12 protein-coding genes are annotated in these 15,577 nt (G+C 39.6%); 7 read left to right on the forward strand and 5 right to left on the reverse strand.

Annotation, left to right across the window (positions count from 1 at the left end; all coding sequences use genetic code 11):
• Positions 1-77: 77 nt before the first annotated feature.
• From CH361_RS18170 to CH361_RS18180, 3 genes are read right to left on the reverse strand one after another with little or no spacing between them, the layout of a single operon-like run.
• Positions 78-1,697, reverse strand: coding sequence for a permease (locus CH361_RS18170; protein ID WP_100792243.1), 1,620 nt, complete (start codon positions 1,695-1,697; stop codon positions 78-80).
• Positions 1,694-2,152, reverse strand: a complete 459-nt coding sequence (locus CH361_RS18175; protein WP_100792244.1) for a ClpXP protease specificity-enhancing factor SspB — start codon at positions 2,150-2,152, stop codon at positions 1,694-1,696. The genes CH361_RS18170 and CH361_RS18175 overlap by 4 nt, the downstream gene beginning before the upstream one ends.
• The gene (locus CH361_RS18180) at positions 2,149-4,032 is read right to left on the reverse strand and encodes a polysaccharide biosynthesis protein (protein ID WP_208861468.1); all 1,884 of its coding nucleotides are present in this window, start codon (positions 4,030-4,032) and stop codon (positions 2,149-2,151) included. Before CH361_RS18180 ends, CH361_RS18175 begins: the two co-directional genes overlap by 4 nt.
• 83 nt (positions 4,033-4,115) lie before the next feature.
• Between CH361_RS18180 and CH361_RS18185 the strand changes: the two genes are divergently transcribed.
• The gene (locus tag CH361_RS18185; RefSeq protein ID WP_100792246.1) at positions 4,116-4,595 is read left to right on the forward strand and encodes a hypothetical protein; all 480 of its coding nucleotides are present in this window, start codon (positions 4,116-4,118) and stop codon (positions 4,593-4,595) included.
• Here CH361_RS18185 and hrpB read toward each other — a convergent pair.
• Entirely contained in the window at positions 4,577-7,039 is a 2,463-nt protein-coding gene (gene hrpB / locus CH361_RS18190; protein ID WP_100792247.1) for an ATP-dependent helicase HrpB, read from the reverse strand. The two genes, CH361_RS18185 and hrpB, sit on opposite strands and share 19 nt — an antisense overlap.
• A gap of 121 nt (positions 7,040-7,160) precedes the next feature.
• Between hrpB and CH361_RS18195 the strand changes: the two genes are divergently transcribed.
• The gene (locus CH361_RS18195) at positions 7,161-8,018 is read left to right on the forward strand and encodes a methylated-DNA--[protein]-cysteine S-methyltransferase (protein ID WP_208861469.1); all 858 of its coding nucleotides are present in this window, start codon (positions 7,161-7,163) and stop codon (positions 8,016-8,018) included.
• A gap of 21 nt (positions 8,019-8,039) precedes the next feature.
• Here the strand turns inward: CH361_RS18195 and CH361_RS18200 are convergent, their stop codons facing one another.
• The gene (locus tag CH361_RS18200; RefSeq protein ID WP_244279956.1) at positions 8,040-8,777 is read right to left on the reverse strand and encodes a lysoplasmalogenase family protein; all 738 of its coding nucleotides are present in this window, start codon (positions 8,775-8,777) and stop codon (positions 8,040-8,042) included.
• 13 nt (positions 8,778-8,790) lie between these two features.
• Between CH361_RS18200 and CH361_RS18205 the strand changes: the two genes are divergently transcribed.
• From CH361_RS18205 to CH361_RS18230, 5 genes are all read left to right on the forward strand, one after another.
• Positions 8,791-9,447 carry a hypothetical protein gene (locus CH361_RS18205; protein WP_100792249.1) on the forward strand — a complete coding sequence of 219 codons (657 nt, stop codon included), beginning with the start codon at positions 8,791-8,793 and terminating at the stop codon, positions 9,445-9,447.
• Between the two features lie 188 nt (positions 9,448-9,635).
• Positions 9,636-11,168: a choice-of-anchor D domain-containing protein gene (locus tag CH361_RS18210; protein ID WP_244279957.1), complete on the forward strand. Its 1,533-nt coding sequence runs from the start codon at positions 9,636-9,638 to the stop codon at positions 11,166-11,168.
• A gap of 16 nt (positions 11,169-11,184) precedes the next feature.
• Positions 11,185-13,194, forward strand: coding sequence for a S8 family serine peptidase (locus CH361_RS18215; protein ID WP_100792250.1), 2,010 nt, complete (start codon positions 11,185-11,187; stop codon positions 13,192-13,194).
• 106 nt (positions 13,195-13,300) lie between these two features.
• The gene (locus CH361_RS18220) at positions 13,301-13,546 is read left to right on the forward strand and encodes a hypothetical protein (protein WP_244279958.1); all 246 of its coding nucleotides are present in this window, start codon (positions 13,301-13,303) and stop codon (positions 13,544-13,546) included.
• A 653-nt stretch (positions 13,547-14,199) separates the two neighbouring features.
• Positions 14,200-15,396 (forward strand): integrase core domain-containing protein, encoded by a 1,197-nt coding sequence (locus CH361_RS18230; RefSeq protein ID WP_100734528.1) that lies wholly within the window; start codon positions 14,200-14,202, stop codon positions 15,394-15,396.
• Positions 15,397-15,577 lie beyond the last annotated feature (181 nt).

Consider the following 15,577-nt stretch of genomic DNA (forward strand, 5'->3'; position numbering starts at 1 on the left):
GTTCTCCTTAAGGTTCACAGGGAACCTGATTGTTAGACTAAAACTGTACTTGTTTGATCCTTAGATTACAAGCAAAATTAATGCCCTAATGTATCCTGATTTTCTTTTGAGTTATTGAGAAGCTGTATCAATAAAAACAAAGTTGCCAAAGAAAAATAAGCAATCGGGAAATCAAAACTCGCAATCTCCGTAAATCTGTTGAGAATGGCATTCCCTTGTAATTCATACGCATGAATCCAACCGACTAAAGAAAGGACAGCAGCGATTAGAGCCCAGATGGCAGCCCGTATCCATTCTCTTTCTAAAATGAAAACGACCATCGCTGACCATACCATCGAAGTGATGAGAAATCCTTGTGACAAAGCTAATACACCAGAGAGTGCATAGGGAAGGAAAGGTAAATGAGGGGGAAGGTCTGCTAAAGAAAAATGGATACTTTGTTTAGCACCTATCTCTTGTAAGGTGGCCTGAAGTTTTCCATCTAAAAAGATAAATACATTTTGAATGATGAGCACAGCCCATCCAGCAAACGCCGGCAAAAGTCCCACAACAACCGCAGGAGAATGGTGCCTCGGAATGGCTTGGAAAGCTTGGCTTGTGATCACAATCCCAATCCAAAGTACAATAGCCATACCTGCTTCCACAGGAATCAAAGCCTGGATAAGACCCATAAGTCCAAACAAACTCACGATGGTCATAAAAATTCCCGATAACACCGAATAACTATGTTTAGCTCCGAGTGCCTTCCAACCTGGATGACCAATGTAGATGGTAGTAGGGAAAGGAGAACCAAAGGCAGTGCCGGCAAGGGTACCTAGTCCATTCACAAGAAGTGAAGTTTTTGTATCAAAACTATCTCCTGACGCTTCTGCTGATTCAATGTTTTGGAGGGATCCAATTACATTAAAAACTCCCATAGGAAGAATGATGGAAAAATACGCTTTGATATTCGCATAGGTAAGAGTTTCTAACAATGGACTGATGGATAATTGTGGGAAATAGATTCCAAGAGTTGTAAGTCCATTTTCGATGGCACCTGGTTGGTAAATGGGATCTCCCCAAAACGAAGACAGATAAGATAATAAAATCCCAAGTATTACCGAAAGGAGTCCTCCCGGAATTCCAAAGGGGAAACGAACCTTTCCAAAGTATTGCAAAAGAATCACACCTAGCGGAATAAAGGCGATGATTGGTCTTTCAAAAGTTCGAAGTAAAAAATCCATTGAAATAAAGGTGATGGCAATTCCTGCCAAAGCAGAGAGGAGGGCAGCTCTTGGTGTATACTTTCGAATTTTTGCAGCCACAAAAGACCCAATGACTTCAATACATCCAGAAACAAAAGATACAAGTAGTCCAGCTTTCCATGCGGCTACATAGTCTCCCGTGGCTTGATAAGTGGGAAACATGACAAAAAATACAAAAGCAAATAAAGATACTGTATTGATTCCATAAGGAATTGCGGTAACATCTGTTCTGTGAGTGCGTTGTCCTAATTTCCATGCTTGCCATGCATAAAAAACATTTCCAACGAGTAAGGACACAGCTGCACCAGGCAAAACAACTGAAGTAACAAATGCTAAAGGAAAACCACAAACTCCAATACAAAGAGCAGAAAGAACCAAAAGTTGGATTAGGTTGTCTACCATGAGACCAAAAAAACCGTCGAGATCACCCCGGGTGATGGTAAAAAAATTCATTCGTTCCGTTTCCCTCCAAAATCAACTCGAATCACGTTTCCATCTCCTGTGACCTCTGGTTTTGTGACTTTAGGTTTTGGAGTGGTTTCTTCTGCACTAGGAACTGTTTCTACTTGCAGGAACCTAAGTTGGGTCGCCGAGTTTTGAAACTTATCGTAAATACGAAATACAGCATCCCAAGGAATCATTGTTGGTTCCCAAGCAGAACCAAATTGAAGTTCTGCAAACAAATAGTCTGGTTTACTGTCTAAAACTTTTACGGCTTTATCACCAAACACAAGTACGATGCCGGATTCTTTTTCTGCGTTGAGTAATCCACGTTTTCCTATTTCCAGTTTTGGATGTGGCATCACATGAATGTAAAATACCCCAAACCGTTCCCAATAGAGATTAAATAAATCTCTTTTAAACTCACGTAATGTTGTGATTTCTTCCTGCGTGAGGTTTTGACTCATAAATTCCTTTTACCGTGCGATGTTTCCCACTCAATATATTCATCGTGGATTTTGTATTCGGGAATGATATCTTTAAAGGCAGCGAACAACTCTCTATTTTTATTTGCCTTAGCAAGGGAAAACAACCGATTCAGTTTATTTTGGAAGAGGAGAAGGTTGTAGTTTTCCAATGGAGCTGCAATTCGAATTTTTGGGTGGTGCGTTTTTTTGATTCCTTCTTGGTTTAAAAGAAGTTCTTCATATAGTTTTTCACCAGGGCGAAGGCCAGAAAATTCAATGGCAATGTCTTTGTGAGGAGTGTATCCAGAAAGACGAATCATCTCTTCTGCAAGAGAAAGGATCCTTACTGGTTCTCCCATATCTAAAAGAAAAATTTCTCCATGTTCACCCATACTTCCAGCTTGTAACACGAGTTGTGTGGCTTCTGGAATGGTCATAAAGTAACGAATGACTTCAGGATGGGTGACAGTGACAGGGCCACCTCTTTTGATCTGTTCGCGAAAACGTGGGATCACACTTCCATTGGAACCGAGTACGTTCCCGAATCTTACAGTAATGAATTTGGTTCTAGAGTTTTGAGAAATATGTTGTAAGTAAATCTCTGCCGCTCTTTTGGAAGCTCCCATCACATTGACTGGATTCACTGCTTTGTCAGTAGAGATGAGTACAAAACGTTCCACTCCAATTAAACGGCAAACATCTGCTACATTTTTTGTGCCCATCACATTATTGAGCACGGCTTCGGAAGGATTGATTTCCATCATCGGAACATGTTTGTATGCGGCAGAATGGAAAACCACAGAAGGGCGGTGTTCTTCAAAAATTGCAGAAATTCGAGATAGGTTTTTGACATCGGCAATGACAGGACGAATGTCTATATTTAAATCCGAAAATGTTTTTCTGAGTTCATAGTCAATCTCGTATAACGGAGTTTCTGCGGCATCTAGAATGACAAGTACACTTGGTTTGAAAAGGGCAACTTGTCTACAAATTTCAGAACCAATGGAACCACCAGCTCCTGTCACAAGGATTACTTTTTTTTCTAAGTAAGAACGAATGGATTCGATTTCTAAATCAACAGTAGGTCTTCCTAAAAGGTCTTCTACTTGTACTTCGCGAAGCTGTGTGATATTTGGTTTTCCAGAAAGATATTCTCCAAAAGTGGGGAGGATTTTGAAATCCACTCCTGCACTTTCACATTCTTTCATGAGTTTACTCACCACCCGACCATCAGGTTGAGGTACAGTCATGATGACTTTTTTGACTCCAAACTGAGTTAAAATTTTTCCAATTTCGTCAGTGGCTCCAAGGATAGGAATTCCTTGGATGTACCCACCTTTTTTGGATAGGTTGTCGTCCAAAAATCCGATGGGTTGGTAATCTAAATTTTCACTTCGCCTAATCTCTGTTAAAAAGGAACTTCCGAGTTTTCCAGCACCGACAAGTAGGACGGGGATTCCTCCCTTAGATTTATCCGAACTAAAAATTTGTTCGCGTAACATCCTCCAACTCAAACTTCGTAAACACAAAAACCCAAGTAAGATGAGAGTATCAAGAATCGGCACCATCCGAGAGAGTTGGTAAAACCGATTGTAAAAAAGAAGAGCCAAAGTAGAAACAAGAGAAGATAGGACAGTGGCTTTGATGATCGAAAGTAGGTCATGCAAAGACGCATAGGACCAAAGTGATCTGTAGATCCCCGAAAATAGAAACACCACACTTCGCGAGACAACGACGATCGTCGCGCAGACCCAAAAGTCGGGATAATTATCTAAAAATCGTATATTTTCAAATCGCACAAGATGTGCGAGAAAATACGACAAAAACATAAAGAGTATGTCGACTGGTAAAACCCAGTACCGTCTCGGTATCGATTTCATATCTGATAAATAAAGGTATTAGGAACAAAATTCCTTGTAAATACAGAATCTTTTCCGAAGAATAGAAAAGAGGAAAAACCTGTTTGAAATCACTTCTTTTCCGCCTAGCGGGAACATTTTCTGCGGAAATTGGCTCAGAACTCTATCTGAAACTAAAGGAGGAAACTCTTTCCCCCTCTCTTTTTTGCCTTGATTTTTCCGAGGTGAAGGAAGTCACAGAAGTGGGATGGGAATTTCTTAGAAAGATCACCGCAAGATGTAAAGAAACAGGCTCAAAAGTTGCAGGATTTGGGTTAACAGTTCCTATCTCAGAAGAACAAAATCAAATTTTATCTTTGCATTCTACCGAATCCGATTGTATTCATTATCTAGAATCACAAATAGTCAGTGATGCTCCCGCAAACGAACTCACCCCCAAATCAGAAGAAAAAACGGTTCACTGCCCTGAATGCCAAACCCTACTTAGGTGGAAACTTGCCGGGGACTATTTATGCCCTAATTGTGAGACCAAATTTTTTGTGAACAAAAAAGGTTGGGTCTCCACCTACGAACGTTTGTTGTGATTTAATTGTTTGGTTGGAACGGCTTCCCAAGGTTTATCTGGCCAAGGGTGTTTTGGATACCTTCCTTTTAATTCTTTTTTAACCTCATGGTAACCTTGGTTCCAGAAACTTTCTAAATCTTTGGTAATTTGTACGGGCCTTCTGGCTGGGGAGAGGAGATGGACAAGAATACTCACTTTTCCATTGGCTAGTTTTGGCAAAGATTTTAGACCAAATAACTCTTGTAATTTGACATGAAGTTCTGGTTCGGCACCATCATAATGCAGAGGAATCAAGGAACCCGAGGGAACTTGGATGGATACTGGCGCAAAGGAATCGATCAAATTTAGTTTATCATATCCCACATAGGCTTTGAATGCTTCTAAATAAGGAAGTTTGTCCAAGGAAATTTTTCCAGAATCAAAGTTCACAAAAGGAAATAACCACTCTTTGCTGTTTTGTTTTAAATCATTGGGATCGGTTTTTACATCCAAAACACCATGGCGTTCTAAAAATCGAACTCGATTGTAGAATTTACTAAATTCTGAGTCTTTTTTCCATTCTTCTTCCAGGGAAGATTTCGAAATATATTCTTCTAAAGCCAATGTGAGATGTGTTGGATTGGGATGACTCGTTTCTTTGGAATCCAAAACAAGTTCACCGAGGAGTCTGTCTTCTTTTACAACTAGAAACGTTTCCCCTCTTTGGGTAGTTCGTTTTTCTGAAACGACTTTCGTTTGGATGAGATTAGGTAAGGTTTTTTCAATTTGATTTTCTGAAATGGGAAGGAAGCGAGTGATAAAAAGATCCTGTCCAAAAGAAACTGTATCGAATACAAGGATGTATTCTGGAATTTGGATCGACGTTGTATTCAGAATTCCTAATTTTCCATTCGAAAGTTTGAAGTCTTTTCCGTTGGAACCTTTGTTTTTTGCAATTCTATCAGGAAAACCAGAGATTAAATAATACAATCGGTCTTTACCAGAAATCGATGAAAAATCCGATTTTTCCCTGTAAATACGCAAAATTTGGTCGTACACAGCTCTTAGATCATAAGAAAAATCTTTTGATTGCATTTCTTCGGGGAAGGTTTTGGCTTCTGTTCCAGAACTTTCTTTTCCCACTAACGAAACAATGTCGGCAATGTAACTTTCTTTTTCTTTTGGAAGAATGGAAAGGATTTTTCCCAATCGAATGGGGAGGGGATATCTCAAACATTCTTTTCCTAAGTCGGTAAGATTTTGATTTTTATCTAAACACGCTAAGAGTTGCAATCGATTTATACTTTTTATCACCGAACCTTTATTTGGTGGGTCCAAAAAGGGCAATTGGTCGATTTCTTCCCCCCAAGATTTCAGTTCCAAAACCAAACGATCTATATCACCTTCCAAAATTTCTGGTTTGGTTCTATCCAAAAAAGAATTTTCTTCTTCTTTTGACCAAAGACGGTAAACAAATCCTTTTCCTTCCCGAGCTGCACGACCTGCTCGTTGTTTGGCGCTACTGAGACTAATTCGATCTTTTATGAGATGGGATATTCCTGAATCCGAATCAAATAAAACATGTTTATGATAACCTGTGTCAAAAACCACTCGAACCCCAGGGATGGTTACGGAAGACTCTGCGATATTTGTGGAAAGGATGATCTTTTTTTTATTTTTTGGTTCTGGTAAAAAAATTTGTTCTTGGTCTTTCAAATCCATATCTCCGTAGAGCCCAAGTACTACGGCATTTGATTTGATCTCGGGAATGGACTCTAATCCATTTTTTAAATCATAAATTTCTTTTTTGCCAGATAAGAAAACAAGGATATCACCTTCTGTCTGTTCTACGGCTTTGGGAACGAGATCCAGTAATCTTTGGTTTGTATTTTTACTAGATTCTCCCATGTGGAATATTTCCAAAGGATATGTGTTTGCACTCACTCTAATTGGTTTTGATTGGATCCCTATCGACTCAAAATTTTGTCCTTCTAAAGTTGCAGACATGATGAGTAGTTTTAGATCGTTTCGAAAGACTTCTTGAGACCGTCTGGCCAAGGCAAAACAAAGATCAGAATCCATTCTTCTTTCATGAAATTCGTCAAAAATGATTAAGCCATATTCTTTTAATTCTGGATCTGTGAGAAGGATCTTCGTTAAAATTCCATCGGTCACAAATTCGATTTTTGTATCTTTGCTGATTTTTGAATCGAAGCGGACACGATACCCAACAGTTTTTCCAACTTCTTCTGATAAGGTTTGGCTGATTCGTTTGGCAGCGTTTTTAGCAGCAATCCGTCTTGGTTCTAAAATACAAATTTTTTTGCCAAAGGAAACTCCCGCTTTGAGTAGTTCTTGTGGGAGTGCCGTTGTTTTCCCTGTCCCTGGAGGTGCATCCAAAATTGTCACTGGATTTGTTTGGATGGAATCGACAATGGATTGTAAGGCGGTGAGTATCGGCAGTTGGTCTTTGGGAGGTAACACGTTTGGTTCTTATAGAAGAGGGTGAGGGGGGTATTGAAAAAATCAAACAATTTGTATTTTATTTTGTGAAATCGCAAGAATCGGGTTTTCAGTCGCTTCATGATCCGTTAGGATAGGACTTGTGGATTCCAGTCATAAACACTACGAAATTATTAAAGATTCCATTGAATACGTTTTGGAAAATTTTGAAGACCAACCAAACTTGGATTTTTTAGCAGAACGAGTTTCCTTAAGTCCTTTTCATTTTCAAAAGGTATTTCGGGTTTGGGCAGGAGTTTCTCCCAAAGAATTTTTACAATTTGTTACGGTAACGCACGCAAAACGCCTATTAAAAGAATCTTCTATCCTAGATACAACATACTCTCTCGGACTTTCTGGAACGGGAAGGTTACATGATTTATTTATCAAATTAGAGGCAATGACACCAGGTGATTATAAACGTGGAGGTGAGGGAATGGTTCTTCAATATGAAGTATTCCCTTCTCTTTTTGGTGACATCCTACTTGTCTCCTCTGAACGTGGAATCCAATCCCTTCAATTTTTGGATTCTTTCGAAAAGGATATTTTAGAAATCAAAAACGAATTCCCAAATGCAATTTGGAAAGAAGGAGAGTCAGACCTTCATCAAAAACTAAAAGATTACTTTCAAAACCTCATCATTCCTGAAACTCCAATTCCTTTGTATGTATATGGAACTGAATTCCAACTCAAAGTATGGAGATCCCTATTAAAAATACCCATGGGGAATCTTTGTACTTATGGAGATATTGCCACTTCTATAGGGCAATCATCAGCACAAAGGGCTGTAGGCACTGCCATTGGCAAAAATCCAATTGCTTACCTCATTCCTTGTCATAGAGTCATCCAAACTTCAGGTTTATTTGGAGGTTACCGGTGGGATCCAAATAGAAAACGAATGATCATTGCTTGGGAACAGTCGAAACTTACTTCACCAAACAATGATTCGCATGAAGTTTGAATTCCTTCCTGCATTTAATGTCTACATTAAATGTCTTGTATGAGAAACTAAAAAGAATCCTACGAGTAAAAAACTTTGTGCAATAAGATAAGTCACCCAAGGAACTTGGAATTCCCACCGAGGGTGTCTTGTTCCATTGATGGTTGTTTCTCCCATTACTGCATCGGATAAAAGAAAAAATCCAGCACCAATGGCTAAATAAATCCAAACTCCACCAAATGCTAAGTATGCGTTAATACACAAGGAAACAAAAAAACATAAAATTAGCCCATAAATAAAGGCCGAAACCATTACCCATTTAGATCTTTGTGAATTGTACACTCGGAAATAGAAAACGAGCGCAGGAAGAATGAGTAGAGCTCCCGTGATCAAGTAAGGCAAAACACCTGTATACAATTCATTCCAGCTAGTTAATTTCCAAAATGATAACAGGAAGAATACTTGGGCAATGGCAAAACTAAAAATTCCCCCAAGAACTGGATCTTCCATTTGTTTTTTGGCAATGGGGAATTGGAGATTGAACCAGTCTCCTAAAAACGAAAATCCAATTGCATATAAAGGGTATGAAAATCTTGCATGACCCAATTGAAATAGTAACCAGGCAAAAAGTAAGATCTGAAAGGAAAATCCTAAGTAAACTCCACGGGAATGATCGAGTCGTTTATGAGGATTTGTTTCTTCACGGAGTGTAAACCAATGAATCAAAAAACCTGAAACAATGGCTACAGGAATGGTTGTGAGAATTAAATAGTATACCATACTTGATTTTAGCATGGTTCTAAAGAAAAGGCAATTAGTAAGTTTAAGGAAACAAAAGGTTGGGATTTATCTCTTCTTTTTCTTTTTTTACGCCCAATGTATTCCTTTTAGTTCTTATTTGAAAAAAGAAAAAGAACCAAATCTTTCTCCTACGTCTTTTACTGATAAAGAAAGTTATCTAGTTTTGCGACTGGTTCGGGGAAAGGACAAAACTATGGGACTCATAGAGGAAATTCCAGTCACTCTCACCTTTGAAACAGATAAAAACACAAGTAAACAATCATTCAGGATCTATCCTCTCCCGCTCGCAGAATCAAAAGATCCTTTCTTTTTACCTTTCTTTTCAAAAGCCAAATACCAAGAAAGTGAGTTACTCATTGGATGTTTGTATTTTTTTCCAATTCCCAGTTATTTTAGAGGAAATCTAAAATTAGAAATTCATCATGTTAAATGGACCACCAAACATGAATTTGTATTTCAAAAAGTAGTTCCTTATGATTGGCAAGGGAATCTCACCAAATACTGGGAATACGACCTTGATCATAGCGAAATTACGGACAAAACCATCCCCTCTCTTTCATCTTACAGGCATTTGGAGTGCGAAGATGACATTCGTCATCGTAAGGAAATCCCTAAAAAAGGGATCATAAGCCCTCCCGAAGAGGACTGATTCCACACCTAACGGAAAAAGAGAGGTCCTTTTTTTATTAGTTGGTCTTTCTTTTAAAAAAAAATTAGTAAACACCGAAATTAACGTTCTGAAATGACCGTAAAAACATTTTCAGCGTTATTTGAAGCATTCAGGACAAACGGTACGATTGCAATAAATCGATCCTAGGCGACGATAGGTCAAAAATTATGCGTCGTTTACCCATGAATCAAAAACTGAATTTACTAATATTCTTAACATTTACGTCTTTATTTACAATTGGTTGCCCCGGCGGAGGGGGTGGTGGTGGCGGTTTGGGCCTTATCGGACTCCTTGGCGGAGGCGGTGGTGGAGATGTTCCGGCACCCAAATTGGAGATCCAATACGATGGAGTTAGCCGAGAAAGTGGCAGTACACTTGATTTAGGATCTGAGCCAATCAATACCGCAGCTGGGAAAACTGGAACGGTCACGATCAAAAATACTGGGAATGTTGCGATCACTCTTCCTGGCTCACCAAATATTGTTGCACTTTCCGGAACAGATGCTTCCCATTTTTCAGTCTCGCAACCAGGCTCTTCTACCTTAGCTGCAGGAGCTTCGGCTGTTTTTACTCTAACTTTTAAGCCTACGACAACAGGTAACAAAACAGCGATCATCAAAATTGAATCTAGTGATGCAGCAGTGGCTTCTTTCCAGTTTAACTTAACAGGGATAGCAGAAACAGCAAGACCTAGGTTGGCAGTATCTGTAGGTGCTACGGATATTACATTTAATGGTAGTTACGCAATGGGTTCAGTAGAAATTGATTCCGCCGGAACTCCTGTCACCTTTACAGTAAAAAATACAGGTAGTGCTGTAGCAAATTTAGATGGGCCACCTGCGGTGACTTCTTCCAATGCAAATTTGATTTTAAACCTATCAGGGTTCCCAACATCGATTGCTGCCAATGCCTCTGCGACTTTTACGATCCAATTCTCACCAACTGGAGGTACAGGAAGCAAAGTTTCGAATATTACAATTTCCTATGATACTGTAAGAGTATTTCTATTTTCAGTAAATGGAACCGCGACTCCAAAACCTGTGCCGACGATTGCCATTTCTCATAATTCCAGTAGTTTTACTTTGGGTGGTTCTATCCCCACTTTTGGTGTGGTTTGGCCAACTTTAACTTCGAGCACAAAAACAGTAACAATCAATAACACTGGGACTGCTACGATGACTGGCATCACGCTTTCAAAACCAAGTGGTCATACTAATGACTTCACTATCAGTGCTTTTAGTGCGGGTTCAACTCTAGCGGCAGGCGCATCTGGTACATTTACTATTCAGTTCACTCCTGGTGCGACTGCAACGGGTGCTAGAGCAGCCGTTGTTCGTGTCGCGACAACTAATGGCAACAATGGTTCAGCCACCAGTGCTGACTTAAACGTTTCCGGCACTGGAAAAACAGGAGCAGATGTATTAGTCAGCTGGACGGGAACCAATGAAAAAGCTGTCAATGCTACCGATGGTGGTTATAAAGTTTGTTATAGCCAAACTACTGGATTTACAGCAGTTCATAATGGAACTAGTGTTTTTTGTTCCGATGTGCCGAATACGGGAGGGACAACGCCAGTTTCAAAGGTAATCTCAGTTCCTACGTTTGGGAGTTGGTATTTCAAAGTTTATTCTTATGGAAAATACAATACAGCAGGGGGATCACCTTCCTCACAAGTTTCAGTAACGGTTCCGAGTATTTAGGATAGGGATGAATCATATGAATTTTAACAAAAAATCGATCACAAAAATTTTAACAGTAGCAACTATGTTAGTTGTTACAAACATTTTAATATCCGAACCAGTTTGGAATATAGAGCAAACCAATTTAGATACAGATGCATTTCGCGCTAAATCAAAAGCAGGCAAACAACTTCCGTATCTTCCTGGCGAAGTTGTGATCACTTTCAAAAAACAAGTTCCAGATACCGAACTGTTACACCAAACTTCAAAGTTAGCTGCTAACACAGGGGTAATCAACTTAAAAGGGCATTTTACGACAGCTAAATTAGTTGAATCGGAAACGATGGAACAGGGGTTAGCTAGGATTAAACAAGATCCAAACGTTGAGTCAGTGGAACCCAGATATTTATATTATAAACAAGCTTCCGCACCGAACGATCCTGAATTTGCTAGACTTTGGGGATTGAGTAATACTGGACAAACTCTAACTTCTCCAAGTTATACCGCAAACACCAGTAACCCAGGAACCTCCGGCAAAGACATGAATGTATTAGGAGGATGGGATGTGACGACTAACTGTAATAATACTATCGTAGCCGTTCTTGATACTGGAGTGACTTATAATCACCAAGACTTAGTGGGTAATATGTGGGATGGTTCTGGTGGTTGTGTGAACCAAAATGGAACAGCCATTGGTGGCGGTTGCCCTAATCATGGTTACGATTTTGCCAGTGGAGATAATAACCCTAGTGACGAAGAAGGGCATGGAACTCACGTGGCAATGACCATCGGAGCCGTAGGAAACAATGGTGTTGGAATTTCTGGTGTTTGCCAATCAGCAAAAATTATGGCTGTTCGTGTTCTTGGACTTGGCGGAGGAACCAACGACAATATCGCCAATGGAATTTATTTTGCCGTTCGCAATGGAGCTAAAGTCATCAATATGAGTTTAGGTGGTACGAGTTTCAGTACAGCGATCAACTCAGCGATTGAATTTGCTAGATCCAGTGATGTATTGGTAGTGGTGGCTGCTGGAAATGAAGGAACAAACTTACTCACCGGTGCCTCTTATCCGTGTGAGAATACAAACGCCAATCTAATCTGTATTGCCGCTTTGGATCAAAAACATGCCCTTGCTAACTTTTCGAATTACGATACAAATGCGACACTAGCCAGTCGTAGTGTTGATTTCGGTGCTCCTGGAACAAATATCTACAGTGGATATGGAACGGAAGTATCCTATAACGAAAATGCAACCAGCTATTCTGATTGGACGTATTCCACAACGGGAACAGCTTGGGCATCTTCCACTTGTACACTTTCAAATTACAAAATGTTAGTCACTGCAGATTGTACTTTAGCAAATGCTTTGTTTGATAGCTCGGCAAATACCATCACAACGACTGCTTTGAATACAAATAGTATCGTATATAAAAACTTTACGATTCCAGCAGGTGCTACGAATGTTTCCCTTTCCCACTTCATAGTAAGTTATGGCGAAAGACAATCAGCAAGTGCTTGTTACGATTATATCCAAGCAAAATATTCTGTGACGGCAGGTTCTCCTGCAGCCGGAACTACCTTGACCATGTATGATAGCAATTTTGCCAATTTTCAATCCCAACTTTGTAGAAATGGTTCAAATACATTTATAAGCAATTCTGCAGATACTAAAATTCTTACCAATTGTATCGGTGGAGCTGGGACAAATTGTACAGTAGGTTACAGGTTGGTAAGTGATACTTCAGGTGCCTACTTTGGTGGACTTGTTGGAGACGTATTCCTTACTGCATGGGCACCATCAACAACTGCATATACTAATTTGAATGGAACATCAATGGCAACTCCGAATGCGGCAGGGGTTGCGGCTCTGATTCGTTCCTATAACCAAAGTTTCACTTACCAAGACGTGATCACTAAACTCATCGAAGGTGGAGTGGCTGAAACTGCATTGGCTGGGACAACTCAACATGGAAAAGCAATTAATGCAAATGCTTCCCTCAAACACCTCAAACAAACCACCGGAGTTACCGCTGTTTTACAATAAAACCATCTGGTGTAGCCTAGTTTTAGTATCCCTAACACTAACAACAGGTTGCACCTTGTTTGGTGAGGAAAAACAAACACAGCAAATGCGACCGGATCAGGAAAAAATGCCGATGTTTAAAGAAGGGGAATACCTTTTTGCGACTGAGGCAGGAGTTACCATCGAGGAATTACGATTACTTTTTAATGAATACGGAATCATTAAATTGGATTCTTTGATTGTTCATGATAGGAGTTATCATCTTATTTTAAAAAACGATCCTGGCCTTGCTGCTATAGAAAAGAAGGCTTCTGCTTTTGGAAAAATCAAGTACATAGAAAGAAACCAAATCCTTCAAAAGTATAAGAAATAAAGTTAACGCCAAATTTTTTAAAAAACCAAAAACTAAAACGCACTGGAGTCTGTCTAAACTCACAGTGCGTTCCTTCATTTTCGTATTATCTTTGTTCTGTCTCTCATTCGTTTTCCAATGCACCAAAACCAATCCTTCCTATGAAGCCTGTGAACGAGCCGATTTAGATTATCTCGCCTGTTCTCTTGTGGTATACCAATCCTACACTTATTGTTCCGAGACTGCATCCGCCGTCACAGGAAGCACCGAGGTAAAGGCGGCAGCTAAATTTCGATGTGACTCCGAACGAATGGTTGGTTCTTACTTTTGCGAAGACATTAAGAAAAAAACCTGCGGCACGAAATAGATTCTCACCTTCACCTAAACTTAAAAAATCTGATGCGCCAGCGATAGTAGCGGAAATCCTTTCGCATCGCGAAAGATTGGAGCGGATAGCGCGGTCCTTTTTAGAAAAAATTTCCCAAACTAGAACCATTCGAGGCGCCAAAAAACTTAGGTAACCCATGTGAGTGATCTAATGTGTTACCGATGTGCCTTTCTATACATTGGGTCTGTAATTGCTTCTTCCCTTACAAATTGATCTCAATACATCCTTTACGCACTAGATTTTAATTCTTCGATTCAGAACACGATGTACACACCAGGAGTGTGTCATGGTTTGGAAGGAGACAAACGTGTTTGAAGAAAGAATGAAATTTGTTGTGGCGTGGAAACGTGGAGGTTGGTCTCTCACAGACCTCTGCCATGAATTCAATATTAGTCGAGTCACTGGCTATAAATACTTAGAACAGTATGAGCTTTATGGTCTTGATGGTTTAAAAGATAAAAGTAGGAAACCAAAACGCCATCCACACCAAACTCGAAAGAAAATCATTGAACTCATCTTACAAGAAAGAAAAGAACATCCGAGATGGGGAGCAAGGAAACTCTTGGCTTCTTTATCAGCAAGGATCCATATGATTAAGAAGTGGCCTCATCCAAGTACTGTTGGTCGTATCTTAAAAAAAAATGATCTAATCAAACCTCCTAAACGAAGGATCCGGAAAGAAAGTGTCGAACAACCGTTTTCTCATGCACTTGGTCCCAATGATATTTGGTGCGCAGATTTTAAGGGTCATTTCACTGTAGGGAATGGAGAAAGGTGTACCCCATTAACCGTAACTGATGCCTACAGTCGATTTTTACTCTGTTGTGAAATTGTGACAAAGGCGGATACAGCCAATGTAATCAATGAATTTACGAAGTTATTCACGGAGTATGGAATGCCTCTTGCAATTCGAACGGACAATGGACCACCGTTCGCCTCGAATGCACTGGCAGGTCTCAGTAAACTCTCTGTTTGGTGGATTAAACTTGGAATCAAATTGGAGCGAATTGAGCCAGGGAAACCTCAACAGAATGGTAGGCATGAACGAATGCATAAAACGTTAAAAGAAGAAACGGCTTTGCCACCGAGATCGAGTTTAGAAGCTCAACAAAAAGCATTTCGGAACTTCCAAAAGGAGTTTAATTATGTAAGACCACATGAAGGAATTCAAAATGCATTTCCAGCAAATCATTATAGGAAGTCCAAACGAAAGTTTCCGAAACGGATCGTTAAAGCTTCATATCCAACGAACATCATGATCGGTGAAGTGAATGATATTGGGAATCTACATTTTGAAGGACATCGGATCTTTTTATCTTCCGCTCTGGCATTGGAAGAAGTTGGGTTAGAAGAAATCTCAGACAGACATGTGAAGATTCATTTTTATGGAGTGAGTCTTGGAGTAATCGACTTATACACAGGAAAATTGTTGCATTTTAAAAACCCAATGCCATCCTCTTTAACGTCTGAATCAGGATTTTAATCATACTTTTTGTAAAGTATGTATTAAGACAAAACTGTAAAGGATGTACGAGTACACTCAAATTGAACATAACCCATAAGTGACATAAGATCAATTATGGGAAGTTGCATATTGCTTCATAATAGATGGTATCTGAAATCAAAATAATGCTTCAAAAGTAAAAGTATTCGAAGTAACATTC

Source organism: Leptospira brenneri, assembly GCF_002812125.1.
In the GTDB taxonomy this organism is placed as follows: domain Bacteria; phylum Spirochaetota; class Leptospiria; order Leptospirales; family Leptospiraceae; genus Leptospira_A; species Leptospira_A brenneri.